Source organism: Pseudomonas sp. LBUM1658 (assembly GCF_059716055.1).
In genome coordinates this window covers 5,116,129-5,142,132 of the sequence record NZ_CP166798.1, presented here as the reverse complement: position 1 = coordinate 5,142,132, position 26,004 = coordinate 5,116,129, and the positions used below count along the sequence as shown (strand labels likewise).

The 26,004-nt window shown below is 59.8% G+C and carries 28 protein-coding genes; 23 read left to right on the top strand and 5 right to left on the bottom strand.

What is annotated here, in order from left to right; translation table 11 throughout:
• The first annotated feature begins 265 nt into the window (after nt 1–265).
• Nucleotides 266–1,732 carry a purine-cytosine permease family protein gene (locus ACA064_RS23585; protein ID WP_497670286.1) on the top strand — a complete coding sequence of 489 codons (1,467 nt, stop codon included), beginning with the start codon at nt 266–268 and terminating at the stop codon, nt 1,730–1,732.
• Nucleotides 1,725–2,651: a PfkB family carbohydrate kinase gene (locus ACA064_RS23580; RefSeq protein WP_497670285.1), complete on the top strand. Its 927-nt coding sequence runs from the start codon at nt 1,725–1,727 to the stop codon at nt 2,649–2,651. Before ACA064_RS23585 ends, ACA064_RS23580 begins: the two co-directional genes overlap by 8 nt.
• An 82-nt stretch (nt 2,652–2,733) precedes the next feature.
• Here the strand turns inward: ACA064_RS23580 and ACA064_RS23575 are convergent, their stop codons facing one another.
• Together ACA064_RS23575 and ACA064_RS23570 are read right to left on the bottom strand one after the other, a co-directional pair.
• Complete coding sequence (locus ACA064_RS23575) at nt 2,734–3,114, bottom strand: Rho termination factor N-terminal domain-containing protein (RefSeq protein WP_497670284.1); 381 nt, start codon at nt 3,112–3,114, stop codon at nt 2,734–2,736.
• A gap of 53 nt (nt 3,115–3,167) precedes the next feature.
• Nucleotides 3,168–3,422, bottom strand: coding sequence for a hypothetical protein (locus tag ACA064_RS23570; RefSeq protein WP_497670283.1), 255 nt, complete (start codon nt 3,420–3,422; stop codon nt 3,168–3,170).
• 383 nt (nt 3,423–3,805) lie between these two features.
• Here ACA064_RS23570 and ACA064_RS23565 point away from each other — a divergent pair, with 383 nt between their 5' ends.
• From ACA064_RS23565 to ACA064_RS23540, 6 genes are all read left to right on the top strand, one after another.
• Nucleotides 3,806–4,285 (top strand): GNAT family N-acetyltransferase, encoded by a 480-nt coding sequence (locus ACA064_RS23565; RefSeq protein WP_497670282.1) that lies wholly within the window; start codon nt 3,806–3,808, stop codon nt 4,283–4,285.
• Between the two features lie 197 nt (nt 4,286–4,482).
• Complete coding sequence (locus ACA064_RS23560; protein ID WP_497670281.1) at nt 4,483–5,460, top strand: 2-dehydro-3-deoxygalactonokinase; 978 nt, start codon at nt 4,483–4,485, stop codon at nt 5,458–5,460.
• 32 nt (nt 5,461–5,492) lie between these two features.
• On the top strand, nt 5,493–6,113 hold the full coding sequence (locus tag ACA064_RS23555; RefSeq protein ID WP_497670280.1) for a 2-dehydro-3-deoxy-6-phosphogalactonate aldolase: 621 nt from the start codon (nt 5,493–5,495) through the stop codon (nt 6,111–6,113).
• Nucleotides 6,114–6,258: 145 nt separating this feature from the next.
• Nucleotides 6,259–7,407, top strand: coding sequence for a galactonate dehydratase (gene dgoD, locus ACA064_RS23550; protein ID WP_150806448.1), 1,149 nt, complete (start codon nt 6,259–6,261; stop codon nt 7,405–7,407).
• 229 nt (nt 7,408–7,636) lie between these two features.
• Nucleotides 7,637–8,947, top strand: a complete 1,311-nt coding sequence (locus tag ACA064_RS23545) for an MFS transporter (protein WP_497670279.1) — start codon at nt 7,637–7,639, stop codon at nt 8,945–8,947.
• 62 nt (nt 8,948–9,009) lie between these two features.
• The gene (locus ACA064_RS23540) at nt 9,010–9,813 is read left to right on the top strand and encodes an IclR family transcriptional regulator (protein WP_497670278.1); all 804 of its coding nucleotides are present in this window, start codon (nt 9,010–9,012) and stop codon (nt 9,811–9,813) included.
• A 16-nt stretch (nt 9,814–9,829) separates the two neighbouring features.
• On the opposite strand, the gene ACA064_RS23535 is transcribed toward ACA064_RS23540, so the two are convergent.
• Complete coding sequence (locus ACA064_RS23535; protein ID WP_497670277.1) at nt 9,830–10,882, bottom strand: NAD(P)-dependent alcohol dehydrogenase; 1,053 nt, start codon at nt 10,880–10,882, stop codon at nt 9,830–9,832.
• A gap of 191 nt (nt 10,883–11,073) precedes the next feature.
• Between ACA064_RS23535 and ACA064_RS23530 the strand changes: the two genes are divergently transcribed.
• A complete protein-coding gene (locus ACA064_RS23530; RefSeq protein WP_497670276.1) occupies nt 11,074–11,964 on the top strand; it encodes an AraC family transcriptional regulator in 891 nt (296 codons plus the stop codon).
• Nucleotides 11,965–12,140: 176 nt separating this feature from the next.
• On the opposite strand, the gene ACA064_RS23525 is transcribed toward ACA064_RS23530, so the two are convergent.
• Nucleotides 12,141–13,805 carry an electron transfer flavoprotein-ubiquinone oxidoreductase gene (locus tag ACA064_RS23525; protein WP_497670275.1) on the bottom strand — a complete coding sequence of 555 codons (1,665 nt, stop codon included), beginning with the start codon at nt 13,803–13,805 and terminating at the stop codon, nt 12,141–12,143.
• A 417-nt stretch (nt 13,806–14,222) separates the two neighbouring features.
• Nucleotides 14,223–14,357 carry a hypothetical protein gene (locus tag ACA064_RS23520; protein ID WP_497670274.1) on the bottom strand — a complete coding sequence of 45 codons (135 nt, stop codon included), beginning with the start codon at nt 14,355–14,357 and terminating at the stop codon, nt 14,223–14,225.
• Between ACA064_RS23520 and ACA064_RS23515 the strand changes: the two genes are divergently transcribed.
• The 14 genes from ACA064_RS23515 to ACA064_RS23450 all read left to right on the top strand — a co-directional run bounded on the left by ACA064_RS23515 (nt 14,356) and on the right by ACA064_RS23450 (nt 25,978).
• Nucleotides 14,356–15,105, top strand: a complete 750-nt coding sequence (locus ACA064_RS23515; RefSeq protein WP_497670273.1) for an electron transfer flavoprotein subunit beta/FixA family protein — start codon at nt 14,356–14,358, stop codon at nt 15,103–15,105. The two genes, ACA064_RS23520 and ACA064_RS23515, sit on opposite strands and share 2 nt — an antisense overlap.
• A 15-nt stretch (nt 15,106–15,120) precedes the next feature.
• Complete coding sequence (locus ACA064_RS23510; protein ID WP_497670272.1) at nt 15,121–16,050, top strand: electron transfer flavoprotein subunit alpha/FixB family protein; 930 nt, start codon at nt 15,121–15,123, stop codon at nt 16,048–16,050.
• A gap of 80 nt (nt 16,051–16,130) precedes the next feature.
• On the top strand, nt 16,131–16,955 hold the full coding sequence (locus ACA064_RS23505; RefSeq protein ID WP_497670271.1) for a substrate-binding periplasmic protein: 825 nt from the start codon (nt 16,131–16,133) through the stop codon (nt 16,953–16,955).
• Between the two features lie 9 nt (nt 16,956–16,964).
• A complete protein-coding gene (locus ACA064_RS23500) occupies nt 16,965–17,321 on the top strand; it encodes a DUF4398 domain-containing protein (RefSeq protein ID WP_497670270.1) in 357 nt (118 codons plus the stop codon).
• Complete coding sequence (locus ACA064_RS23495; RefSeq protein WP_497670269.1) at nt 17,318–18,130, top strand: OmpA family protein; 813 nt, start codon at nt 17,318–17,320, stop codon at nt 18,128–18,130. Before ACA064_RS23500 ends, ACA064_RS23495 begins: the two co-directional genes overlap by 4 nt.
• Nucleotides 18,131–18,383: 253 nt before the next feature.
• On the top strand, nt 18,384–19,823 hold the full coding sequence (locus ACA064_RS23490) for an aminotransferase-like domain-containing protein (RefSeq protein WP_150645079.1): 1,440 nt from the start codon (nt 18,384–18,386) through the stop codon (nt 19,821–19,823).
• Between the two features lie 102 nt (nt 19,824–19,925).
• Nucleotides 19,926–20,426: a translation initiation factor 2 gene (locus tag ACA064_RS23485; RefSeq protein WP_497670268.1), complete on the top strand. Its 501-nt coding sequence runs from the start codon at nt 19,926–19,928 to the stop codon at nt 20,424–20,426.
• A gap of 166 nt (nt 20,427–20,592) precedes the next feature.
• Nucleotides 20,593–20,847 carry a YkgJ family cysteine cluster protein gene (locus ACA064_RS23480; RefSeq protein ID WP_497670267.1) on the top strand — a complete coding sequence of 85 codons (255 nt, stop codon included), beginning with the start codon at nt 20,593–20,595 and terminating at the stop codon, nt 20,845–20,847.
• 42 nt (nt 20,848–20,889) lie between these two features.
• Complete coding sequence (locus tag ACA064_RS23475) at nt 20,890–21,498, top strand: START domain-containing protein (protein WP_497670266.1); 609 nt, start codon at nt 20,890–20,892, stop codon at nt 21,496–21,498.
• A gap of 147 nt (nt 21,499–21,645) precedes the next feature.
• Complete coding sequence (locus tag ACA064_RS23470) at nt 21,646–21,882, top strand: hypothetical protein (protein ID WP_150645075.1); 237 nt, start codon at nt 21,646–21,648, stop codon at nt 21,880–21,882.
• A gap of 216 nt (nt 21,883–22,098) precedes the next feature.
• On the top strand, nt 22,099–22,440 hold the full coding sequence (locus ACA064_RS23465; RefSeq protein ID WP_150645074.1) for a ribonuclease E inhibitor RraB: 342 nt from the start codon (nt 22,099–22,101) through the stop codon (nt 22,438–22,440).
• A gap of 365 nt (nt 22,441–22,805) precedes the next feature.
• A complete protein-coding gene (locus ACA064_RS23460) occupies nt 22,806–24,215 on the top strand; it encodes a circularly permuted type 2 ATP-grasp protein (RefSeq protein ID WP_497670265.1) in 1,410 nt (469 codons plus the stop codon).
• 12 nt (nt 24,216–24,227) lie between these two features.
• Entirely contained in the window at nt 24,228–25,178 is a 951-nt protein-coding gene (locus ACA064_RS23455) for an alpha-E domain-containing protein (protein WP_497670264.1), read from the top strand.
• Nucleotides 25,175–25,978 carry a transglutaminase family protein gene (locus tag ACA064_RS23450; RefSeq protein WP_497670263.1) on the top strand — a complete coding sequence of 268 codons (804 nt, stop codon included), beginning with the start codon at nt 25,175–25,177 and terminating at the stop codon, nt 25,976–25,978. Before ACA064_RS23455 ends, ACA064_RS23450 begins: the two co-directional genes overlap by 4 nt.
• The last annotated feature ends 26 nt before the right edge of the window (nt 25,979–26,004 follow it).

Genomic DNA, 26,004 nt, shown 5'->3' with positions numbered 1-26,004 from the left:
GGGCTTGCCCCCGCTGGGGCGCGCAGCGGCCCTGAAACCTGCAAACGCGTTGTATCAGACACACCGCGTTCACCGACTTTACGACTGCTTCGCAGCCGAACGGGGGCAAGCCCCCTCGCCACAGCAAGCTCCCTCGCCACAAGTTCAGCGCAATTCTGAAAAACCACCGCAACGGAATGCAGGAACACGGCAAGGAATGCCGGATGTCATATCGACTTCCGAAATTGCCGACAACCACAATAAATGGCAGCAGGAGTAGTTCTCAATGAGTTCATCGAATGCCGGGCAAAGTGCCGGGCAACTGGAAACCCGTGGCATCGAGCCGGTTCCGGAAGGGGAATGCAACGGGCATCCGCTGCAATTGTTCTGGGTCTGGTTCGCCGCCAATATCAGCATCCTTGGCTTGCCGCTGGGGGCGACGCTGGTAGCGTTTCGCGGGTTGGCGATCTGGCAGGCGATCATCGTCGCCATTCTCGGTGCGGCCGGCTCGTTTGCGGTGGTCGGGATCATCTCGATAGCAGGCCGTCGTGGCCGTGCACCGAGTCTGACCTTGTCGCGAGCGATCTTCGGTGTGCGCGGCAACATTGGCCCGACCCTGGTCTCGCTGATGTCTCGCCTGGGCTGGGAAACCGTCAACACAACCACGGCGGCATTCGTACTGCTGTCGTTGTGCTCGATCCTCTTCAGCTCGCCGGTGGAAGCCCAAACCGCGCCGCTGCTCACGTTGCTGTTCATCGGCATTTTCGTGCTGCTGACCCTGGCTGTTTCCGGCCTCGGTCACGCGACCTTGCTGGTGATTCAGAAGTGGGCCACCTATGTATTCGGTGCACTCAACCTGCTGGTGGGCGGCTTCCTTTGCGCGACCATTGATTGGACTGCCGTATTCAACGCCACACCAGCGCCACTGAGCGCGATGATCATCGGCGTCGGCACTATGGCGGCCGGCACCGGAATTGGCTGGGCCAACGCCGGTGCAGACATGTCGCGCTACCAGCACCGCAGCGTCAAGGCGGCGCGTCTGGTCGCTTCAGCCGCGTTCGGTGCCGGTATTCCGCTGGTGTTGCTGATCACCCTGGGTGGCCTGCTGTCGGTGGGCAATAACGATCTGGCGTCTGCCACCGACCCGATCATCGCGATCCGCGACATGCTGCCGACCTGGATGGCCGTGCCCTACCTGATTACCGCCTTCGGCGGATTGCTGCTGTCGAACAACCTCTCGGTGTACTCCGCGGGTCTGACTACGTTGACCCTTGGGTTGAAGGTCAAGCGGGTGCATGCGGTGATCGTCGACATCGTGGCGATCTTCGCCGGGTCGATTTACTTCATGCTGATCGCCGACAGCTTCTATGGTCCGTTCATTACCTTCATCTCGCTGCTGGCGGTGCCGATTACCGCCTGGGTGGGGATCTTCGTGGTCGACCTGATTCACCGTCACCACTACAGCGCCAGGGACTTGCTGGACGTTAGCCCGAGCAGCGCCTATTGGTATCGCGGCGGCATCGAATGGCGTGCCTTCGGTGCCTGGGCGATGGCGATCGTGCTCGGTTTCAGTTTCACCACCATTGGCACCACGGCCGAAAACATCTGGTTTGCCGGCCCGCTGTCCGATTCCTGGCTGGGGCATAACGGCCTCGGCTGGATCGTGACCTTCCTGGTGGCCGGTGGTCTTTATGCTTTGCTCGGCGGGGCGAAGGATCGTCGCGCGGCTTTTGTCGAGAATGCCAATGCCTAGATTGCTGCATACCGGCCAGGTGATGGTCGACCTGGTGATGTCCGTGGACAAACTGCCGAGTTCCGGCGGTGACGTGCTGGCGCAATCCGCCAGTTTCGAGGCCGGTGGCGGTTTCAACGTGATGGCGGCGGCCCAGCGCAACGGATTGCCGGTGGTCTATCTCGGGCGCCACGGCAAGGGGCGCTTCGGCGACCTGGCCCGTGAGGCGATGACAGCTGAAGGTATCCAGATCGGCATGGTCAGCAGCAGCGAGCAGGACACAGGACTCTGTGTGGCGCTAACCGAAGCCACGGCTGAGCGTACATTCATTTCCTATATCGGCACGGAAGGGGAGTTATCGGCAGAGGATCTGGAAAGTGTTGCGGTGCAAGCTGACGACTATGTGTACGTCAGCGGTTACAGCCTGTTGCATGGCGGCAAGGCGCAGGCCTTGCTCGACTGGGTGCTGGCGTTGCCCGATACAATCAAGGTGGTGTTCGACCCGGGCCCGCTGGTGGATTCGCCGGCCTGCGAGCTGATGGCGGCGTTGCTGCCACGGATCGATATCTGGACCAGTAACAGCGCTGAAGCCTTGCGCTTTACCGGGGCGCAGGGGATTGCCGATGTGCTGGTTCGCCTCGGCGAGCATTTGCCAGCCGGCGCGCTGATGGTGGTGCGCGATGGTCCGCAAGGCTGCTGGATTTGTCAGCTACGCCAGAGCCAGCATGTGCCTGGATTCAAGGTGGTGGCCGTGGACAGTAATGGTGCGGGGGATGCTCATGCCGGGGTATTTGTCGCGGGGCTGGCGAGTGAGTTGACCCCGATTCAGGCGGCCCGCCGCGCCAATGCCGCTGCTGCATTGGCGGTCACGCGGTGGGGGCCGGCGACCTCTCCTGGGATAGCTGAAGTTGATGCGTTGATGCTGAATGAGGTGGATTGACCTTATAACTTTGGCGCTTGATCCACCGTATTCGCGAGCAAACTCGCGAAGGGGCCATTGAGATCGATATCGTTCCCAAGGGTCACCCAGCCTTTTTAAGCGCCTCGATCAACTCCTGCTTGCGCATGCTCGACCGCCCGGGAATGTTTTTCGCTCGGGCTTCTTTCATCAGACTGTCCCTGGTTTGCGTGCCCAATGACGCCGGACTGTTGCGCGAATGGCCTTTACGGCTGGCTACCGCGCGCTTGGCCGATTCCTTGCGATCAGTGGCTTTTTCACTCGCAGGCTTGCGACGTCCCGAGCCGCCGGCACGTTCTCCGCCACCGGATTGTTTATTCACCGTCGCCCAGGCGCGTGCTTCGGCTTCGTCTTTAGAGACACCTTTGTCTTCGTAGCTGGCTTCGATATGGGCGGCTTTGCGCTTCTGTTCCGCCGTGTATTTGGCTTTGCTTCCTCGAGGCATGGGATTACTCCTTCTGATCCTGATGCGCAGGGTCTGGAAAGGTTGCGTTCGATTTAGTTGCGGCCGCTGCCGTCACGGTCTGAACCCGAGCCACCGGTGGTGGTTTTAGAGCTGGTTCCCAATCCGGCGTTATCCGGGACGTTGGGGCCTATGCCGTCGGGTCTTTGGGAGTCGTTGCGATCGATTCGGGGATCGGTCGCGGTGGCGGAAGGGGGGGATACAGGATTGGTCGGAGCGGATGATCCGGCGATGGCTGCTGAGGACAGCAATCCGGCAAGGACAAGGGCAGGCAGTTTTGACATGTTCATGGCGTCGCCTCCACTTCTAGAGTCGTTACCCGTATTAGTCTGCTCCGGATTTTCGTTGGTGCCTGAATTACGACGAGCGGTCCGGCTTTGCCATTGCAGACGGCCGCTGTCGGCCCTGGCCGATCTCGCACAAGACCTGTGGCGAGGGGGCTTGCCCCCGCTGGGCTGCGAAGCAGCCCCAAAACCTGCGACTTCATTTTTCCCAGGCACACCGCATTGACGGGTTTTACGACTGCTTCGCAGCCGAGCGCGGACCGGCCGGCGGGAGCAAGCTCCCTCGCCACAAGTAATCCGATAACCATAAACCAGGTTTTCATTTGAAATGTGACGAGCGCTCCGAGTCGACTTAGTATGGCGTTTTCACTTTTGCACAAGGCAAGTCCATGACCATCGAAATCCGCCCGGCCGTGCCCAGCGATGCCCCGCAAATTCTCGCGTTCATCACTGAACTGGCGGACTATGAGCGCGCCAGGCATGAGGTCATTGCCAGTGTCGCCGACATCGAGCGCAGCCTGTTCAGCGAAGGTGCAACCGCCCATGGCCTGATCTGCCTGCGGGACGGGCAGCCGATCGGTTTCGCGGTGTTCTTCTTCAGCTATTCCACATGGTTGGGCAGCAACTGCCTCTACCTTGAAGACCTGTACATCAATCCCGAACAACGCGGCGGCGGGGCGGGCAAGAAACTCCTGCGCCATCTCGCGCAAATCGCCTGCGCCAACGACTGCGGGCGCTTCGAATGGAGCGTGCTGGACTGGAATAAACCGGCGATCCAGTTTTACCAATCCATCGGTGCAGTGCCACAGGACGAGTGGGTGCGCTATCGCATGGAAGGGGAGAAATTGCGAGAGTTTGCCCAAGGCTGAATCAGCGCTAATTCATTTATCGGTATAGACGGTAGGCGTAGATAACCGCCGACCGTCACCGGGCAAAATCCGTCACTTTGATTATCCCTATATATGGGATACTAATTTATATATTGAGATTTTTCCTCTCCGAGGTTTATAGTCCCCTGCATCAGCTCTACGCACTCACTGCTCAATAACAAATTTCAGGTGAAGCGATGCAGGCGCAATTGATCGCACTCGATTGGGGAACAACTTCCCTTCGGGCTTACAAACTTACTGCTGGCGGCGAGGTGCTCGAACAGCGTTCGCTGTCTTCGGGAATCATGCAGTTGCCCAGTGCGCCGCAGATGATCGCCGGTCAGCTGTGCGCCGATGGTTTTGAACTGGCATTCGATGCCGCCTGCGGTGACTGGCTGGAGGCTCAACCCGGCCTTCCGGTAATCGCCTGCGGCATGGTCGGCAGCGCCCAGGGTTGGGGGGAGGCCGCCTACCGCGACACTCCGGCGAATCTCGCCAGTCTGGGTAGCTCCTTGAAAGTCCTGCACAGCCTGCGCGGCGTCGATGTGCATATCGTGCCCGGGGTGATTGAGCGCTCGCGGCTGCCGAATGTGATGCGTGGTGAAGAGACCCAGGTCCTCGGCGTGCTGCAGAGTCTGCCAGCCGGGGCCGGGGATGACCTGCTGATCGGTTTGCCCGGCAGCCATTCGAAATGGGTGGAAGTGGCCGACGGTTGCATCGTGCATTTCGACACTTTCATGACTGGCGAACTGTTCGCCGTGCTCAGCGAGCACAGCATTCTCGGTCGCACCCAGCAACACGATGCGCCCTTTGATGGCGCGGCGTTTGATCGCGGTGTCCAGGTGGCATTGTCCACCGACGGCGAGATCGGTCCGCTGTCGACCTTGTTCAGTGCGCGCAGCCTCGGCCTGACCGGCGAGCTGAGTCCGGCCGAACAGGCCAACTATCTCTCGGGCCTGTTGATCGGCCATGAGCTCTCATCCCTCGCCAAGATGCAGTGCTGCCGACGCCGCAGCGCGCATCTGCCCTCGATCATCCTGATCGGCAATTCCCAACTCTGCGCTCGCTACAGCCGGGCGCTGGATACCTGCGGTTTCGCTCAGGTGAGCCTGGCCGAACACGCCACCGAACGCGGTTTGTGGCACCTGGCCGAAGCGGCCGGGCTGCTCGGCTGAACCGTCTGCGTTCAACTACCAAGAGGTCTGACATGCTCAAGCAAGCACTGGCGAAAAACGGTCTGGTCGCGATCCTGCGCGGCCTGCGTCCGCAAGAGGCGGCGGCCATCGGCGAGGTGTTGTATCAGGCGGGCTTTCGCGTCATGGAGGTGCCGCTCAATTCTCCTGAGCCGTACGAAAGCATTCGCATCCTGCGCAGCTCCTTGCCCACCGATTGTCTGATCGGCGCCGGTACGGTGTTGACCCCGGAACAAGTCGAGCAGGTGAAGGCCGCGGGCGGCCAGGTGATCGTCATGCCTCACAGCGATCCCAAGGTGTTGCGTGCTGCCAGGGCGGCGGGGCTGTACCTGTCGCCCGGTGTCGCCACGCCGACCGAAGCTTTCGCCGCACTGGCCGAAGGCGCCGATGTATTGAAGATGTTCCCGGCCGAGCAAATGGGCCCGGCGGTGGTCAAGGCCTGGCTGGCGGTGCTGCCGGCAGGGACGCTGCTGCTTCCGGTGGGCGGGATCACCCCGGACAACATGCAGGTATTTGTCGAGGCGGGCGTCGGTGGTTTCGGCCTGGGTTCCGGGCTGTTCAAGCCGGGGCTGACACCTGATGAAGTGGCGATTCGCGCCAAGGCTTATGTACAGGCCTGGAACGCATTGCGTTAAGACTTTTTGGCGCCGATAGCGCCGCAATCCCTGTAGGAGCCGAGCTTGCTCGCGATGGCATCACTGCGGTGAAACAGGCAGACCGCGCCGTCTGCATCGCGAGCAAGCTCGACTCCTACAAGAGCTGATAACAAGAGAGCTGAAAATGAAAATCACCAAACTGACGACCTTTATCGTTCCACCGCGCTGGCTGTTCCTCAAAGTCGAAACCGACGAAGGCGTGACCGGTTGGGGCGAGCCCGTGGTCGAAGGCCGCGCTCACACCGTCGCCGCAGCCGTGGATGAGCTGTCGGATTATTTGATCGGCAAGGACCCGCGCAACATCGAAGACATCTGGACCGTGCTCTATCGCGGCGGTTTCTACCGTGGCGGCGCGGTGCACATGAGCGCTTTGGCCGGGATCGATCAGGCACTGTGGGACATCAAGGGCAAGGCGCTTGGCGTCTCGGTCAGCGATTTGCTGGGCGGTCAGGTTCGCGACAAGATTCGCGTCTATTCGTGGATCGGCGGCGACCGTCCGGCCGACACCGCCAAGGCGGCCCGGGAAGCCGTCGAGCGTGGTTTCACCGCGGTGAAAATGAACGGCACCGAAGAACTGCAATTCGTCGACACCTTCGACAAAGTCGACCTGGCGCTGGCCAACGTCGCGGCGGTGCGTGATGCGGTGGGGCCGAATGTCGGCATCGGCGTGGACTTCCATGGCCGGGTCCACAAACCCATGGCCAAGGTGCTGATGAAGGAACTCGACGCCTACAAACTGATGTTCATCGAAGAGCCGGTGCTCAGCGAAAACTATGAAGCACTGAAGGAATTGGCACCGCTGACCAGCACGCCGATTGCCCTGGGCGAGCGGTTGTTCTCCCGCTGGGATTTCAAGCGGGTGCTCAGCGAAGGCTACGTCGACATCATCCAGCCGGACGCCTCCCATGCCGGCGGCATCACCGAAACCCGCAAGATCGCCAACATGGCCGAAGCCTACGATGTGGCGCTGGCGCTGCATTGCCCACTGGGCCCGATTGCCCTGGCGGCGTGCCTGCAACTGGATGCGGTTTGCTACAACGCGTTCATTCAGGAGCAGAGCCTGGGCATCCATTACAACGAGAGCAATGACCTGCTGGATTACGTCAAGGACCCACGGGTGTTCGACTACGACAAAGGCTTCGTGAAAATCCCCAATGGCCCGGGGCTGGGAATCGAGATCAACGAAGAATACGTCATCGAACGCGCCGCCATCGGCCACCGCTGGCGCAACCCGATCTGGCGCCATGCCGATGGCAGTTTTGCCGAGTGGTAATCCCTGGCTGAATCAATACCGCTCCCACAGGGGCCGCGCAAATCCTGTGGGAGCGGCGGTGCGGCGATCCGACTTGCTCGCGAAGACTTCGGTTCAGACGCCGAGACTCTTCAGGCAAACCGCGTTGACCCAATCGCGAGCAAGCCCGCTCCCACAAAAGCTCGCTCCCACAGGACCGCGTCGTTTCTATCTTTACCGCCCTCAATAAACATAAAAAGAGGCACTCCCCATGCAACCCGAAAGTTTTACCGGGCAGGCGTCGTTGGTGACGCCGAGCCGCAAGCGCTTTTTCATCATGCTGCTGTTGTTCATCACTGTGGTGATCAACTACCTGGACCGCAGCAACCTGTCGATTGCTGCTCCGGCACTGACCAGTGAATTGGGTATCGATCCGATTCATGTCGGGCTGATCTTTTCCGCGTTCGGCTGGACCTACGCCGCCATGCAGATCCCCGGCGGCTGGCTGGTGGACCGGGTGCCGCCGCGCATTCTCTACAGCGTGGCCTTGCTGTTGTGGTCGGTGGCCACGGTGATGCTGGGCTTCGCCGCGAGCTTCATCGCATTGTTCGTCTTGCGCATGGCCGTCGGCGCGCTGGAAGCCCCGGCCTATCCGATCAACAGCCGCGTGGTGACCACCTGGTTTCCCGAGCGCGAGCGTGCAACCGCCATCGGTTTCTACACCTCCGGGCAATTCGTCGGGCTGGCGTTTCTTACCCCGGTGCTGGCCTGGCTGCAGCATCAATATGGCTGGCACATGGTGTTCGTCAGCACCGGTGCGGTGGGGATTATCTGGGCGGTGATCTGGTACGCGGTCTATCGCGAGCCACGGGATTTCAAAGGCGCCAACCAGGCGGAAATCGACCTGATCAGCGAAGGCGGCGGGCTGGTGGATATCCAGGCCGAGACCGCCAAACGCAAGGCCCCGTTCAGCTGGACGGACCTGGGCATAGTGTTGAGCAAGCGCAAGTTATGGGGCATCTATCTGGGCCAGTTCTGCCTCAACTCGACCCTGTGGTTCTTCCTGACCTGGTTCCCGACCTATCTGGTGAAATACCGCGGCATGGACTTCATCAAGTCCGGGCTGCTGGCGTCGCTACCCTTTCTCGCGGCCTTCGTCGGAGTGCTCTGCTCCGGGTTCTTCTCCGACTGGCTGATCCGCCGCGGCGCGACTGTCGGCTTTGCCCGCAAGCTGCCGATAATTGGCGGTCTGCTGATTTCCACCTCGATCATCGGCGCCAATTTTGTCGAATCGACGCCGCTGGTGATCGCTTTCCTGGCACTGGCGTTTTTCGGCAACGGCCTGGCCTCGATCACCTGGTCGCTGGTCTCGACCCTGGCACCCGCTCGTTTGTTGGGACTGACCGGTGGCGTGTTCAACTTCATCGGCAATCTGTCGGCGATCACCACGCCGATTGTCATCGGATTTCTCGCCAGCGGCGACTCCTTCGCCCCGGCGATCACCTACATCGCCGTGCTGGCGCTGATCGGTGCATTGTCTTATGTACTGCTAGTGGGCAAGGTAGAGCGGATCAAACTCTAGTAAGCGCAAGTGCGGGCGACCATAATGCCGCCCGTTCTCTCGCTCATTGTTGAAGGCCGGATATGCAGGAAGACGCCCCAAAAAACGCCAAGGACGCCGCTCCGACCGGCACCCAGACGCTGCTGCGTGGCCTGGGTGTGGTTCAGGCCGTGGCCAGTGGCGCTCGCGACCTCAAGGAAATTGCCCGGCTGATCGGAACCACCCGCAGCACGACCCACCGGCTGGCCAGTTGTCTGGTGGATGAACGCTATCTGCGGGTGGTACCGCAAATCGGCTATCTGCTTGGACCGAAGCTGATCGAACTGGGTTTCCAGGCTCGCGAAGAGTTGCCGTTGGTGACCCTGGCCGGACCGTTTCTGGATGAGCTGTCGGCATTGACCGGCGATACCATTCATCTGGCGATTCGGGAAGACGACGACGTGCTGTACCTGCACAAGAACCCAGGGCGCAATGGTCCGGAAATGCGGTCGCGGGTCGGTCATCGCATGCCGCTGGCGCGCACCGGGATCGGCAAGGCGCTGATGCTCGACGATACTCAGCAAGAGTGGCAGCGCCTGTACGAAGTCAGCTTGCCGGTGGGCGGGAAAAATCTGTTGTGGCCGCAGCACCCGGAACAATCCTGGGAGCAGTTCCGCCAGCGCATGCTGGAATACGTGGCCGGCGGTTACGCCTTCGATCTGGAAGACAACGAACCGTCGATCCGCTGTGTAGCGGCACCGGTACGCGATGCCAGCCGGCGAATCGTCGCCGGGATCAGCATCGCCAGTACCGTGCCGTACATGCCGCTGGAGAAAATGGCAGAGCTGATTCCGCTGATCAAACAGGCAGCCGCCCGGCTCTCGGCGGAGCTAGGGGCCAAGGTATAAGCCGCGAAGGTCTGAGTCAGACCTTCAAGGTCGCCATGTCGATCACGAAGCGGTATTTCACGTCACCGGCGATCATGCGGCTGAAGGCCTCGTTGATCTGGCGGATGTCGAGCATTTCGATGTCACAGGTGATGTTGTGCTCGGCGCAGAAATCCAGCACTTCCTGGGTTTCGGCGATGCCACCGATCAGGGATCCGGCCAGTACCCGGCGACTCATCACCAGCTTGCCGGCGTGGACCGGTGGCTCTACCGGTTCGATCAACCCCACCAGAATGTGCACTCCGTCGAAACGCAGGGTATCGAGATAGGGATTGAGGTCGTGCTGCACCGGAATGGTGTCCAGCAGGAAGTCGAAATGTCCTGCCGCCGCGGCCATCTGTGCCGCATCAGTGGACACGATCACGTGGTCCGCACCCTGGCGTCGACCTTCCTCGGCCTTGCTGGCGGAACGGGTGAACAGTGTCACTTCGGCACCCATGGCCTTGGCAAACTTGATGCCCATGTGACCGAGGCCGCCCATGCCGAGAATCCCGACCTTGTCGCCAGCCTTGACGCCGTAATGCTTGAGGGGCGAGTAGGTGGTGATGCCCGCGCAAAGAATCGGCGCGGCGCTGGCCAGGTCGAGTTTCTCGGGGATGCGCACGACAAAATGCTCGCTGACCACGATGCTGTCGGAGTAACCGCCCATGGTGTTGCTGCCATCGACCCGGTCCGGGGTGGCGTACGTCATGGTCGGGCCTTCCAGGCAGTATTGCTCGAGGTCGGCGTGGCAGGCTTCGCACTGACGGCAGGAATCGACCATGCAACCCACGCCGACCAGATCGCCGACTTTATGCCGGGTGACCTTCGCACCGACGGCGGTGACTTTGCCGACAATCTCGTGGCCCGGCATCAGCGGGTAAACAGCAATGCCCCACTCGTTGCGCGCCTGGTGGATGTCGGAATGGCAGACGCCGCAGTAGAGAATTTCGATCGCCACGTCGTCGGCCCGAGGGCTGCGGCGTTCGAATTTCACGGGGGCGAGGGGAGTGGTGGCCGACTGGGCGGCATAACCGATGGCGGTGTACATGAGGAACCTCGCAGAAACAGTGACAGGTGAGGTGGGGCATTCTGGGCGTTGCTACGGTCACCGGCCATGGCAATTCCTCTGCATGTCATGCCTAATCCTCCGACATGTGCCTTTGATGGGTCGCATTGGTCGTCAGACCTGCGATGATGTTTTCATCCCTTTTTCCGTGACTTTTTTTGTGAAGAGTTCCCATGTTGTTGACCCGTCATCTCGACGCCAATTCCACGCTGGTTTCGCTGATTCAGCCTCTGACCACTCGCGATGGTTTCGCTCCCACCGCATTGCCGGGTGTGCAGGTTTTGCGGGCCAGTCGCGATGTGGCCCGAGGCCCGCAAATCTACGAACCAAGCCTGGTCATCATCGCCCAGGGCAGCAAGTTGGCGTATCTGGGCCCGCGTACGCTGGAGTACGGCGCCGGGCATTATTTGATTCAGGCACTGCCGGTGCCGTTCGAATGCGAGACATTTGCGGCGCCGGATGGGCCGATGCTGGGGATTTCCATTGCTATCGACAGGGTGGCGCTCGGTGAGTTGGTCTTGGCCATGGGGCTCGCGCCGGGGCGTAATATTCCGGCACAGACACCCGAGTCCATGACCTCTGCGGTACTCGACGATGCGATGCGTGGTTGTGTTGAGCGGCTGTTACATTGCCTGCACGATCCGCTGGAATGCCAGGTCATGGGCCAGGCTCGATTGCGCGAGTTGTTGTTCGTCGCCTTGCGCGGGCCGCAAGCCGATGTGCTGCGGGCGCTGGTCGAGCAGCAGGGGCAGTTCGCGCGGATCGCGGCATCGCTCAGTCATCTGCATGCGCATTACACCGAGCCATTGAACGTCGAAACCCTGGCCAGTTGCGCGAACATGAGTGCGTCGACTTTTCACGAGCATTTCAAGCGCAGCACCTTGCTGTCGCCGGTGCAGTATTTGAAGCGCTTGCGCTTGCTCAAGGCGCAAACCTTGCTGGTGGCCGAAGGGTTGGGCGTGGCGCAGGTGGCGCATCGGGTGGGTTATCAGAGCACCTCGCAGTTCAGTCGCGAATATAAACGCTACTTCGAACGCAATCCGGGGGATGAACGCGCTGCTTGATGCACCGCAAATCAAATGTGGGAGCGAGCTTGCTCGCGATTGGGCCATAAGATTCAACATCAATGTCGGCTGCCAGTCCGTTATCGCTCGCTCCCACAATTGAACGGTGGTGAACCCTGGATTGCAGGCAACAAAAAGGCCCCCATTTCGGGAGCCTTGATGTTCAGTGATTCGACTTACATGTTCGGGTAAGTCGGGCCGCCGGAGCCTTCCGGTGCCACCCAGGTGATGTTCTGCGCAGGGTCCTTGATGTCACAGGTCTTGCAGTGCACGCAGTTCTGGGCGTTGATCTGGAAGCGCTTCTCGCCGTCTTCCTTGGTGATCACTTCATACACGCCAGCCGGGCAGTAGCGTTGCGCCGGTTCGTCGTACAGCGGCAGGTTCTTGGCGATCGGGATGCTCGAATCGGTGAGCTTCAGGTGGCAAGGCTGCTCTTCTTCATGGTTGGTACCGGAGATGAACACCGAGCTGAGTTTGTCGAAGCTGATCTTGCCGTCCGGTTTCGGGTAGTCGATCTTCTTGCAGTCGGCCGCCAGCTTGAGGCACGCATAATCCGGCTTGGTGTCGTGCAGGGTGAACGGCAGTTTGCCGCCGAAAATGTTCTGATCGAGCCAGTTGAAACCACCACCGACGATAGCGCCGAACTTGTGGATCGCCGGGCCGAAGTTACGACTGGCGAACAGTTCATCGTAGAGCCAGCTGGCTTTGAACGAATCAACGTAAGTGTTCAGTTCATCGCCGCCTTCGGAACCGGCAAACAGCGCCTCTGCCACAGAGTCGGCGGCGAGCATGCCGGACTTCATTGCGGTGTGGCTGCCCTTGATCTTGGCGAAGTTCAGAGTGCCGAGGTCGCAACCAATCAGCGCGCCGCCCTTGAAGACCATCTTCGGCAGCGAGTTCAAACCGCCTTTGCTGATGGCGCGGGCGCCGTAGCTGACGCGCTTGCCGCCTTCCAGATACTGCTTGAGTACCGGGTGGTGCTTGAGCCGCTGGAATTCGTCGAATGGCGACAGGTAGGTGTTGCTGTAGGACAGATCGACGATCAGGCCGACCACCACCTGGTTGTTTTCCAGGTGATACAGGAACGAGCCGCCGGTGTTCTCGGTGCCCATGATGTCCAGCGGCCAGCCGGCGGTGTGGACTACCAGGCCCGGTTGGTGCTTGGCCGGGTCGATGTCCCAGATCTCTTTCAGGCCGATGCCGTAGTGCTGGCTATCGGCGTCAGTGTCGAGCTTGAAGCGCTTGATCAGCTGCTTGCCGATATGACCACGGCAGCCTTCGGCGAACAGCGTGTACTTGCCGCGCAGTTCCATGCCCGGGGTGTACAGGCCTTCCTTGGGATTGCCTTCGCGATCGACGCCCAGGTCACCGGTGACGATCCCGCGGACTACACCGTTCTCGTCGAACAGCGCTTCCTGGGCAGCGAAGCCCGGGTAGATTTCCACGCCCAGGTTCTCTGCCTGCTGGGCCAGCCAGCGGCACAGGTTGCCCAGGGAGATAATGTAATTGCCTTCGTTGTGCATGGTCTTGGGCACAAAGAGGTCGGGAATTTTGGTGGCGCTGTCAGCGTTTTTCAGGACAAAAATGTCGTCACGGGTGACCGGCGTGTTCAGCGGGGCGCCAAGTTCCTTCCAGTCCGGGAACAGTTCGTTCAGGGCGCGTGGTTCGAACACGGCACCGGACAAAATGTGAGCACCGACTTCGGAGCCTTTCTCGACCACGCAGACGCTGATTTCCTTACCGGCTTCGGCGGCCTTCTGCTTCAGTCGGCAGGCGGCGGACAGGCCAGCGGGGCCGGCACCGACGATGACCACGTCGAATTCCATGTATTCGCGTTCCACAGGCTATCTCCTACTCAAGGCTCACAGTTTTTTTCTAATTGGAGGTTTGGCACTTCATCTATTGTTCCTGCACCGCGTTGAGGCACAGAATCAATGATGAGACATCTTTCTCTCTAGGCGGCGCATTATATCTACACCACCCTCAGCGTCCAATACAAACGTTTGTTTGAATTTGCTGGAAGCCAGATAAATCAAAGAAGCGCGGCTTATAACTGGCCATTTTGCCGTATTGACCGGAATAGGCGTTCCGGTCAAGATACGGTCGGTTTTGCGCTCGCCGTAGGCTGGCTTCTGGTTTCAAGAGCACCTCTAAAGACAGGGCGACGGCAGTACAAGGTGACGGATTGCGCAGCTTTGGCGCGCAGTTTACACGCCACGAAAAAGAATGACTCATCGGTCATCACTGACGAACGGTCATTACTCCGTGAGCGGGCCATTTTTGTCGCTGTTGTAGGCGCCAGCGTTTTTAGAGGTGCCCTTGTGCCGATGAGCATCAATCGCCAGGTTCGTCCGGGCGACTTTCTTTTCACCGGAGAGTAACGAGGAATCCATGAAGGTTCTTGTAGCTGTCAAACGAGTGGTCGACTACAACGTCAAGGTTCGCGTCAAAGCGGACAACTCCGGCGTCGACCTCGCTAACGTCAAGATGTCGATGAACCCGTTCTGCGAAATCGCAGTGGAAGAAGCCGTACGCCTGAAAGAGAAAGGTGTTGCGACTGAAATCGTCGTCGTCTCCATTGGTCCGTCTACTGCTCAAGAGCAGCTGCGTACCGCCCTGGCGCTGGGTGCCGATCGTGCCATCCTCGTCGAATCCGCTGATGAATTGAACTCCCTGGCCGTCGCCAAGTTGCTCAAGGCTGTAGTCGACAAGGAGCAGCCGCAACTGGTGATCCTTGGCAAACAAGCCATCGACAGCGACAACAACCAGACCGGCCAGATGCTGGCTGCGCTGACCGGCTACGGTCAGGGCACCTTCGCCTCGAAAGTCGAAGTCAGCGGCGACAGCGTTGCCGTGACCCGCGAAGTCGACGGCGGCGGCCAGACAGTTTCCCTGAAACTGCCGGCCATCGTCACCACCGACCTGCGTTTGAACGAGCCGCGTTATGCGTCCCTGCCAAACATCATGAAAGCCAAGAAGAAGCCTCTCGAAGTGCTGACTCCGGACGCTTTGGGCGTTTCTACCGCCTCCACCACCAAGACCCTGAAAGTCGAAGCGCCGGCTGCACGCAGCGCGGGTATCAAGGTCAAGTCGGTGGCTGAACTGGTCGAGAAACTGAAAAACGAAGCGAAGGTGCTTTGAGTTAAGGAGCCTAACATGACTATCTTGGTTATAGCGGAACACGACAACAAAGTGCTGGCTCCGGCCACGCTGAACACCGTAGCTGCGGCCGTGAAAATCGGTGGCGACATCCACGTACTGGTTGCCGGTCTTGGCGCTGGCGCCGTGGCTGAAGCCGCGGCGAAAATCGCTGGCGTGGCCAAAGTGTTGGTAGCCGACAACGCTGCCTACGCTCACCAGTTGCCGGAAAACGTTGCTCCTCTGGTTGCCGAGCTGGGCGCTGGCTACAGCCACATCCTGGCTGCTGCTACCTCCAACGGCAAAAACATCCTGCCACGCGTCGCCGCTGCGCTTGATGTCGACCAGATCTCCGAGATCATCTCGGTAGAAAGCGCTGACACCTTCAAGCGTCCGATCTATGCCGGTAACGCCATCGCTACCGTGCAATCTTCGGCTGCGATCAAAGTGATCACCGTGCGTGCCACCGGTTTCGACCCGGTTGCCGCTGAAGGCGGTTCGGCTGCTGTTGAAACAGTTGCTGCTGCTCATGACGCTGGTATTTCCAGCTTCGTCGGCGAAGAGCTTGCAAAATCTGATCGTCCGGAACTGACCGCTGCCAAAATCGTCGTTTCCGGCGGTCGCGGTATGCAGAACGGCGACAACTTCAAGCACCTGTACGCCCTGGCCGACAAGCTCGGCGCGGCAGTCGGCGCTTCCCGCGCGGCGGTCGACGCCGGTTTCGTACCGAACGACATGCAGGTCGGTCAGACCGGCAAGATCGTTGCGCCACAGTTGTACATCGCGGTCGGTATCTCCGGCGCGATCCAGCATCTGGCCGGTATGAAAGACTCCAAGGTGATCGTTGCGATCAACAAGGACGAAGAAGCACCGATCTTCCAGGTGGCTGATTACGGCCTGGTTGCGGACTTGTTCGAAGCCATACCCGAGTTCGAGAAGCTGGTCTAATCCAGCGGCTTGACTTATAAAGAGCCCGGCCTTTTGGCCGGGTTTTTTTATGCCTTTGATTTGAGCGGGAGAATTTCGCCATGGAACTGCGTCGCTGGAGCGGCTTGTGTTGGCTGCTGGGGCTGTCGATGTTGTCTTCGCTGGCAGGCGCGGCGGGCAAGTGCGAGCGCCTGGTGGTGACCGGTAGTCCGGATGCACCGCCTTACCTGTGGCGCGACCCGCAAGACCCGAAACACTTGATCGGTGCCAGCGCTGATCGGTTGCAGCAGATCGCCGCTGAGCTGGGGCTCAAGGTCGAACTGCTATATGCCGGCAAGCGCTCGCAGGCCCTGGATGAAGTGCGCAGCGGGCGTATGGACATGCTCGTCGATGCCCCCCTGACGGTGAGTGAGCTGGAATCCCTGGACTACATTCATCCACCGCTGATGGAAAACGACTATCTGGTCTGGACCCGCAAGGACTCGCAACTGGTCTACAACCAGGCGCAGGACCTGCACGGTCATCCCGGTGCGATCTCGGAAAAAGCCCGTTTGACCCAGCCGTTCAGAACCTTCGCCGAGCAGCAATTGAGCCTCGTGCCGATGCCCAACCTGACCCAGGCTTTTCAGAAATTGCTCTTGGGTGAAGTGGAATATGTACTGGCCGGGCGTTATGCGGGGATGGCCATGGTCGAGACCCTGGGCATGGCCAATGACTTGGTAGCCCATCCGCAACCGATCGATAAACCGGGGCTGTTCCTCGCCGTTTCCCACAACTCCGCCTGCAACGACCCATGGTTGCGCGGACAGTTGGCCAAAAAGATGACAGAATTGCCCGCGTCCGGTCTGACGGAAACCGTGCTGCAACGCAATCTCGAGCGTTGGAAAACACAGTTGAAAAATCCCGTCAGCACCCAAAAACAGTAGGGATTCTTAGTGACTTTTCGACCTCTTTTCGCTGCCCTGGCCGTCCTGGCTCTGGCGGGTTGTGCAGCCGATCCGGCGCCGAATGAACAAATGCGCTTGACCGAACAAGCCCTGGCGCAGGCCAGGGCCGTGGGTGCAACGACAGAAGATGTGCCGGAGCTGAAGCTCGCGGAAGACAAATACGCTCGGGCTCAGGGCGACATGACCGATCTGTCGTTCAAGCATGCGCGCATGCGGGCTGAACAGGCCGAGCTGGACGCCCGTCTGGCCGAGGCACGGGTCCTGACCCTGAAAAGCCAGGAGCAACTGAACGTGCTCGATACCCGTATCACTCGCCTGCGCAAGCAACTGGGGGATGCCCAATGAGCCTGAAGACCCGAGTACTCGGTGGATTGCTGGTGGCCGGTTGCGTGAGCCTGTACGGTTGCGCCGGCCAGCAAAGCGAGGCCGCTCTGGCGCAAGCCAGCGCCGACTTCCAGAAGGTCAAGGAAGACTCCAACGTGCTGCGCATCGCGCCCAAGGACGTGATCCGTGCCGGTGAATCCCTGGCCCGTGCCGATCGCCTGACCAGTTACTGGGGCAGTGGCTCGGATGTAAAGCATTACGCTTACCTGAGCCAGCGCTACAGTGAAATCGCCCGCGAGCACAGCCAGCAGATACTCAATGAGGAACGCGCGGCGAAGCTCGAGCTGGAGCGTCAGCGCCTGCAACTGGCCTTGCGTGAAGCCAAGCTGCTCAGCGTGCAGCAGCAGGGCAAATGGCTGGAAGAGCAGATCATCAACCTGGCCACGACCCAGACCGATCGCGGTCTGGTGATGACCTTGGGCGACGTATTGTTCGATACCGGCCAGGCGGACTTGAAGAGTTCGGCCAACCGCACCGTTCTGAAAATCGTCCAGTTCCTCCAGCTCAATCCCAAGCGCGTAGTGCGGATCGAAGGTTATACCGACAGCACCGGCGGCAAGCAGGACAATCTCAAATTGTCGCGCGATCGCGCCCAGGCAGTGGCCAACGTGCTGATGGATCTGGGAGTCGAGGACAAGCGAATCCAGGTCGAAGGCTACGGCGATGAGTATCCGGTCGAGGTCAACGCTTCCGAACGCGGACGGGCGCAGAACCGCCGGGTGGAAATTGTGTTCTCCGACGAAAAAGGCCAGCTCGGCGCTGCTCGCTAAGGGTTGTTCGCTTGGGACTCAAGTGGACGTGGAAAGATCGCAGCCTCGTTTCACTCGACAGCTCCTACACGACCCGGCCCCTTTTTGGTGCCGGGTTTTTTTATGCCGGCTAATTGCCGCACAAAACAGTACAGATTTGGCTGACACTGCACTGTACGGTCGACTATTGTGGCAACTGTCCCCGTACACTTCTAAACTGTTCCGGTATTGTTCCACACAAAAATAAAATGCCCGTGAAGTCGAGTGCCGCGTCATGACCAATCTCTTGCTCTATCAACGTATCGCTCAGCAGTTGGCTGAGGATATCCGTCGTGGCGTATATCAGCCGGGCGAGCGCGTGCCTTCGGTGCGCAAGATGAGCTCGCAGCTCAACGTCAGCCATGCGACGGTGCTTCAGGCTTACGCCAATCTCGAGGATCAGGGGCTGATCCGGGCGCGGCCACAGTCTGGCTATTACGTGCACCAGACGCCGGCCCTGACGGCGCCGACCCCGGATATCGCCCGGGTCGAGCGGCCCGGTCTGGTCACTCGCAGCAGCATCATTCAACAAGTGCTGGTCGAATCGCGGCGCGAAGGCGTGTTTCCGCTGGGCGCCGCCGTGCCGAGTGTCGACTATCTGCCGGTGCGCGCGCTGCATCAGCAATTGGCCAAGGTCACGCGCTTTCATAGCCCGCGGGCCTTCAGTTACATGTTCAGCCCGGGTTTTGAACCGTTGCGCCGCCAGGTGGCGATCCGCATGCGCGATGCCGGCGTGGTGGTCGATCCGTCGGAAGTGGTGATTACCCACGGTTGTGTCGATGCCTTGCAGATGTCGTTGCGGGTACTGACCCGCCCAGGCGACTTGATCGCGGCCGAATCGCCGACCTATTACGGTCTGCTGCAACTGGCTGACCTGCTGGGTCTGAAAGTCATCGAGATCCCCAGCGATCCGGCCACCGGCATGAGCCTCGAAGCCCTGCAACTGGCGGCGAACCAGTGGTCGATCAAGGCGCTGGTGCTGACCACGCGCCTGAGCAACCCATTGGGCGGCACCATGCCCGAAGAGCGGCAGAAACAGTTGCTGCGTCTGGCCTCGGATTTCGATATCCAGATCGTCGAAGACGATATTTACGGCGAACTGATGTTCGAGCAGGGCCGTACCAAGGCACTCAAGGCCTACGATCGGCTGGATCGGGTGATCTATTGCTCTAGCTTTTCCAAGACACTGTCGCCCGGTGTGCGGATTGGCTGGATGATTGCCGGCAAGTACCAGCAGGAAATCCAGCGCTTGCAGACCTTCAGCACCCATTCGGCGTGCAGCGTCACGCAGATGGGCATCGCGGCTTATCTGGAGAACGGCGGTTATGACCGCCATCTGCGCTATATCCGTCAGGAGTACCGCAAGAACCTCAGCGCCTTTCAGCTGGCGGTGCAGCAGTACTTCCCGGAAGGCACGCAGATGACCCGGCCGACGGGCGGTTTCATCCTCTGGGTCAGCCTGCCCGGGCGGGTCAACACCCAGGAGTTGCATGTGCGCGCTTTGCAGCAGGGCATCAGTATTGCGCCGGGGCTGATTTTCAGTAATACCGAGCAATTCAATCACTGCATTCGATTGAACTGCGGCACCCCCTGGAATCGCGAAGCCGAGCGCACGTTGATGACCCTGGGCATGCTCGCCAATCAACTGTGTCAGGAGGCGGCGGGCGGTTTTTGAAAGGGGCGCAGGCCCCGTCGGATGATCGGCTGGTCGGCACGCTTGTCATGAGCCGGCCAACAAGCGAGCATACGGCCCCCTGCCGTTAAGGCTGTAGTTTCTATGAAAGCGACTTCTGTTGTTGGCTGGTTTTTAATCTGTCTATTGAGCGCGTTCAATAGCGGGGCAGTAATGGCGGCTTCCAACCCGGATAAGCCTGCGGCGTCTCCCCCCGCGACCAAATCGCAGAAGCCTGCGGCAGTGAAGAAAGTCGCGCCCGTAAAAAAGGCGGTTACAGCTAAAAAACCGAAGCCTGTTAAAAAACGCGCGCCCATCGCGTCCAAGTCAAAGTCTGCAAGAGAATTGATAAAGACCCCACTGCCACCGGCCAGAGTGGATCTGAGCCTGCCCCCGGAAATGGTCAGCCAGTTGCAGCCGCCAGGTACTCTGGTACAAACCCAGCATGCACCTTTGCTGCCGCAGCTGTTTGGCGATAAAGCCGGGGAAAGCGGCCCGTTCCAGCTGAACGGTCGCTTGATCAACAATGAAATGGGCTTGCAGCTGCGTAATGAAGAGCGCCGCGATGTCGAGGGTGCAGCCCTTGAGTTCGAGTTCAAGCGGTAAATACCAACTCCTACTGTGAGCCCGACCTTGACGCTTGGTCGCAGACTGCTCAGTCACGGCTGTTTGAGCGAGAAAACCACGGTCTGGCCAATTTCAAACAACTGTTTTAGCGGGTACTCTATCCCGCGTCATTAACCCTTTGCCCGTCGTCAGGAGTTCTGTCGTCATGAAATGCCGTGAAGGCTGTGGCGCCTGCTGCATTGCCCCTTCCATCAGTACCCCGATTCCCGGTATGCCCAATGGCAAAGCCGCGGGAGAACGTTGCCTGCACCTTTCGGCCGAACACCTGTGTGCGATTTTCGGAATGCCCGAGCGGCCAGCGGTCTGCGGGTTGTTTCAGGCGGATCTCGAGGTCTGCGGCAGCAGTCGTGAAGAAGCCATCAAATTGATCGGTTGGTGGGAGCAAATGACGGCGGCTTAGGGATTTTCAATGAACGGAACTTCAACAATAAGGAAAAAGACAATGGGTTCGCTGCATCGAATGGCTGTGCTCTGTGGTTTGACCGTTTTGCTGGCCGCAACGGCCCAGGCCGAGGAATGGAAAACCGCCAAGGAGGCGGACGACATCAAGATTTCCTTGAGCGAAGTCGCCGGTTCCGAATACAAGGCCTACCGCGGTGTGACAGTCATGAAAACCTCCATGGCCAAGTTGCGTGGCCTGCAGGAAGACGTCGTCGGTGCCTGCGCCTGGATCCATGAGTGTAAGTCGCAGAAGTTGCTCAAGCACGAAGGCAACCAAAGCTGGACCTACACCCAGTTCAATACACCCTGGCCGGTGACTGCCCGTGATTCGGTGCTGCACATTACGACCGTCGAGGGTGCCGATGGCAGCCTGACCCGCAATCTGGAAGGTATGCCGACCTATCTTCCCGAGGAAAAGGGTTTCGTGCGGGTGGCTCAGGTCCAAGGCTTCTGGAAGTTCGTCCCCAAAGGCGCGGACCAGATCGAAGTGACCTACCAGGTTCACACCGATCCGGGCGGCAGTGTGCCGTCGTGGCTGGCCAACAAGTTTGTGGTCGATGCTCCGTTCAACACCTTGAAAGCATTGAAAGCAAGGGCTGAAAAGCCGTAACGGCTCGAGCCAGTTGCCCTTTGAAAGGAAGCCGCCTAAGGGCGGCCTTTTTTATGCAAAGCCTCTGGCACTGTGGGTGGAACGATGCCCGGTGCTCAAGGTCGAGATGTTGTAAGCTCATTAACGGGATTTATCGAGGAGAGACAGATGCAAAAGTGGGAAGTCACCTTCGTTGATGATCATGGCGTTAAAACCGTTGAACATTTCGATTGCGAGCAAAAGCCCAGCTTGGAGCAGGCTGCGCAAATGATTCGGGCAAAACTTCTCCCAGTCCCGGCCGCGCTGGATCTCAATGATCTGGAAGGCCGTACCGAAGACCCCACGGTTAAAAACCTGAAGGAACAGTGCAGCATTGAAATCCTCAGCATCAACCAGGCTCGATGAGCTTCTCGCACTATCCTTGTCCAGCCCCTCTGGCACAGGTACTGGCTTCGCGCTACTCTGCAATCGAGATCAGCGAATGAATCGCTAAGGTCTGGTCTTGTCAGCTACATGCTTGTTTCCCCGCGGCAGTCTTATTGCCGTATCGCTTTCACCATTCGGTTGCGAGCGCGGGGGAGTACGGAAAGTCTATCCATTCAGTTTTAGGAGGACGTTTTCATGAGCACAGCCTATCAAGAAGACATCAGCAGCAGCGTGCTGCGCCGCATGAAAGAAGGCGGTTTCGACTTTTCACGATTCCATCCCATCGAGTTCTACGCCATTTTCCCGGACGAGGAGGGGGCACGCAGAGCGGCAGGGCATTATCGCGGTGAGTCACTCAATGCTCAGATCAGCGTGCGTGATGATGGCGCCTGGTATCTGGAGCTGAGCAAGGTGATGTATGCCACCTACGGCGGCATCGGTGACTTCGAGCTGGATTTCGAGGCGGTGGTCGAGCCTCTGGGCGGGATAATCGAAGGTTGGGGCGTGAAGCAGGAGGTACGAGGGTTACTCGCATAACATCTATGAACAGCATCAACACTCAGCATCGGCTGACCTTCGGGTCGGCCGATTTCGTTTGTGGCTGACAGAAGATCAAAAGATCGCAGCCTGCGGCAGCTCCTACAGGGTTTGTGTACAACCACAATTTTGAGGTGTGCCCGGTCGGCGTAGGAGCTGCCGAAGGCTGCGATCTTTTTGCCGTGCAACGAAATCAACGCTGGCTATGCTTCGCAATGAAGCGGGGACGATCGGGTGGGGGCGTTTGCTGCACAGCAATGGTGCGGTGTTTCCTGGGCGTTTATCCAACCGATTGATATTAAAGCGTTTATGCCACTGGCACGGGCCTTGCGAAGCCTAGGTGTCCGGGTGACAAGGAGTACGGCATGATCCGCACCTATTTTGATGAAATGTACGATGCCGGCGGCCAGGTCCGCCCGCATTATCGGGAGTTTGCCCGTTGGCTGGCCGATACGCCTGACGAGCTATTGGCACAACGGCGACGCGAGGCCGATCTGCTATTTCATCGCGCCGGGATTACTTTCACGCTCTATGGTGATGAGCAAGGGACAGAACGCCTGATTCCCTTCGACACCATTCCACGCAGCATCCCCGCCAGCGAGTGGCGGATCGTCGAACGTGGCTGCATCCAGCGGGTCAAGGCGTTGAACATGTTCCTCGCCGACCTTTACCACGAACAGCGCATCATCAAGGCCGGCATTATCCCGGCCGAGCAGGTACTGGCCAACGAGCAGTACCAGTTGGCCATGCAAGGGCTGGATCTGCATCGCGATATCTATTCGCACATCTCTGGCGTCGATCTGGTGCGTGATGGTGACGGCACCTATTACGTGCTTGAAGACAATCTGCGCACCCCAAGCGGTGTCAGCTACATGCTCGAAGACCGCAAGATGATGATGCGGCTGTTCCCCGAACTGTTCGCCGCCCAGCGCATCGCGCCGATCGACCATTACCCCAACCTGTTGCTCGACACCCTGAAAAGCTCCAGTGCGCTGGATAACCCCAGTGTCGTGGTGTTGACGCCCGGGCGCTTCAACAGCGCGTTCTTCGAACACGCGTTCCTGGCGAGGGAAATGGGCGTCGAACTGGTCGAGGGCGCGGATCTGTTTGTCCGCGATGATCGAGTATTCATGCGCACCACTGACGGGCCGAAAGCCGTGGATGTGATTTATCGGCGCCTCGACGACGCCTTCCTTGACCCGCTGGCGTTCAATCCGGACTCGATGCTCGGCGTGCCTGGCCTGCTGTCGTCCTATCGCTCGGGCAATGTGGTGTTGGCGAATGCCATCGGCACCGGAGTGGCAGACGACAAATCGGTCTATCCATTCGTCACCGACATGATCCGTTTCTATCTGGACGAGGAGCCGATCCTCAAGAACGTGCCTACCTTTCAGTGCCGCAAGCCCGAGGAACTGTCCCACGTGCTGGCGAACCTGGGGGATCTGGTGGTCAAGGAAACCCAGGGCTCCGGTGGTTACGGAATGCTGGTGGGGCCGGCGGCGACGGCGGCGGAAATCGAAGCGTTCCGCGCGCGGATCAAGGCCAAGCCCCATGCCTACATCGCCCAACCGACCCTGTGCCTGTCGACGTGCCCGACCTTTGTCGAAAACGGCATCGCCCCGCGCCATATCGACCTGCGCCCGTTTGTCTTGTCTGGCCGCGAAACCCGGGTCGTGCCCGGCGGCCTGACCCGTGTCGCCCTGCGCGAAGGATCCCTGGTGGTGAATTCATCCCAGGGTGGTGGAACCAAGGACACCTGGGTGGTCGAGGATTGAAGGAAGCCTGCCATGTTAAGTAGAACTGCCTCGGATTTGTATTGGATGTCGCGTTACCTGGAGCGGGCGGAAAACCTCGCACGGATGCTCGACATCAGTTATTCGCTGTCATTGATGCCGCAGGACGGCCGCGGTGACGGTCTGCATGAGCTGGCGATGCCGCTGTTGATCACCGGCACCCTGGACGATTATCTGGAGCGCCACGGTGCGTTGCATGCCGAACGGTTGCTGCATTTTTTCGCCCTGGATGCGGCCAACCCGGCGAGCATCTACAGCTGCCTCGGTGCCGCGCGGGCCAGCGCTCATGCGGTACGTGGGCGAATCACCGCCGACATGTGGGAAAACATCAACGCCACCTGGCTGGAGATTCGCGGGATCGCCGAACTAGGCCTCAGCCGTTATGGCATGAGCCGTTTCTGCGAGTGGATCAAGGAGCGTTCCCACCTGTTCCGTGGCGCTTCCTACGGCACCATCATGCGCAACGATGCGTTTCGCTTTATCCGTCTCGGGACCTTCATCGAGCGGGCCGACAACACTTTGCGCCTGCTCGATGCCCGCTACGAAATGGCCGGCGACCAGGCCGAAGCGGTCAGCGACGGCACGGCCCACGCCTACTACCAGTGGAGCGCCTTGCTGCGCGCCTTGTCTTCGTTCGAGGCTTATACCGAGATCTACCGCGACGCCCCCGGTGCGCGACAGGTCGCCGAACTGTTGCTGTTGCGGGCCGATGTCCCGCGTTCCCTGCGTGCCTGCACCGAAGAGATCGACCAGATCCTCGCCAGCCTGCCGGGCGCCAACGGCCGGGCAGCGCAACGCCTGGCCGCCGAAATGGACGCGCGTCTGCGTTATACCGGGATCAACGAAATCCTCGAGGAAGGCCTGCACGCCTGGCTGACCGAATTCATCCCGCTGGTGCGCCAGCTGGGCAACGCCATTCACAGTTCCTACCTGGAGGCTGCATGAGACTTTCCATTAGCCACGAGACCACCTATCACTACGAAGATCAGGTGCGGGCGAGCATCCAGTATTTACGCCTGACGCCCCACGACAGCGAGCGTCAGCACGTGCTCAGCTGGCAGCTTGACCTGCCACGGCCGGTGCGCGCGCAACTGGATCCGTTCGGCAATATCCTGCACGTGCTGACCATGGATGAACCCCATGATGCGATTGTCATCGGCGCCCGCGGACAAGTGGATATCGATGAACAGCACGAAGCCGAGCATGAGAGCCAGTCGGCACTGCCATTCCTGCGTTTTACCCGTTTGACCGAGGCGGACGAAGCCTTGCGTGCTTTTGCTGCCAGGCAATGCCTCAAGCGCCGGGATCGCACCGGGTTGATCGATCTGATGCACGGCTTGAACCAGCACATGACCTATACCCCAGGCTCCACCGAAGTCGACACCAGTGCTGCCGAAGCCTTCGCCGGAGGGGCCGGGGTTTGCCAGGACCATACCCATGCATTTCTGGCCTGCGCCCGCAGCCTGGGCATTCCGGCACGTTATGTCTCGGGTTATCTGTTCAGCGAGAACAGCGAACACCTGGCCAGTCATGCCTGGGCCGAAGCCTGGCTCGACGATGCCTGGTACAGCTTTGATGTGACCAATCAACTGGCCCGGCCCGAGCGTCACCTGAAACTGGCGGTCGGCCTCGACTACCTGGATGCCTGCCCGGTACGCGGCATGCGCCGCGGCGGTGGCAGCGAGCAGATGCACGCCAAAGTCTTCGTCTCGCCGACGCCGGTTTTTTCGGTGCAGCAGCAGTAGAATCGGGGATACCGCATCGCGAGCAA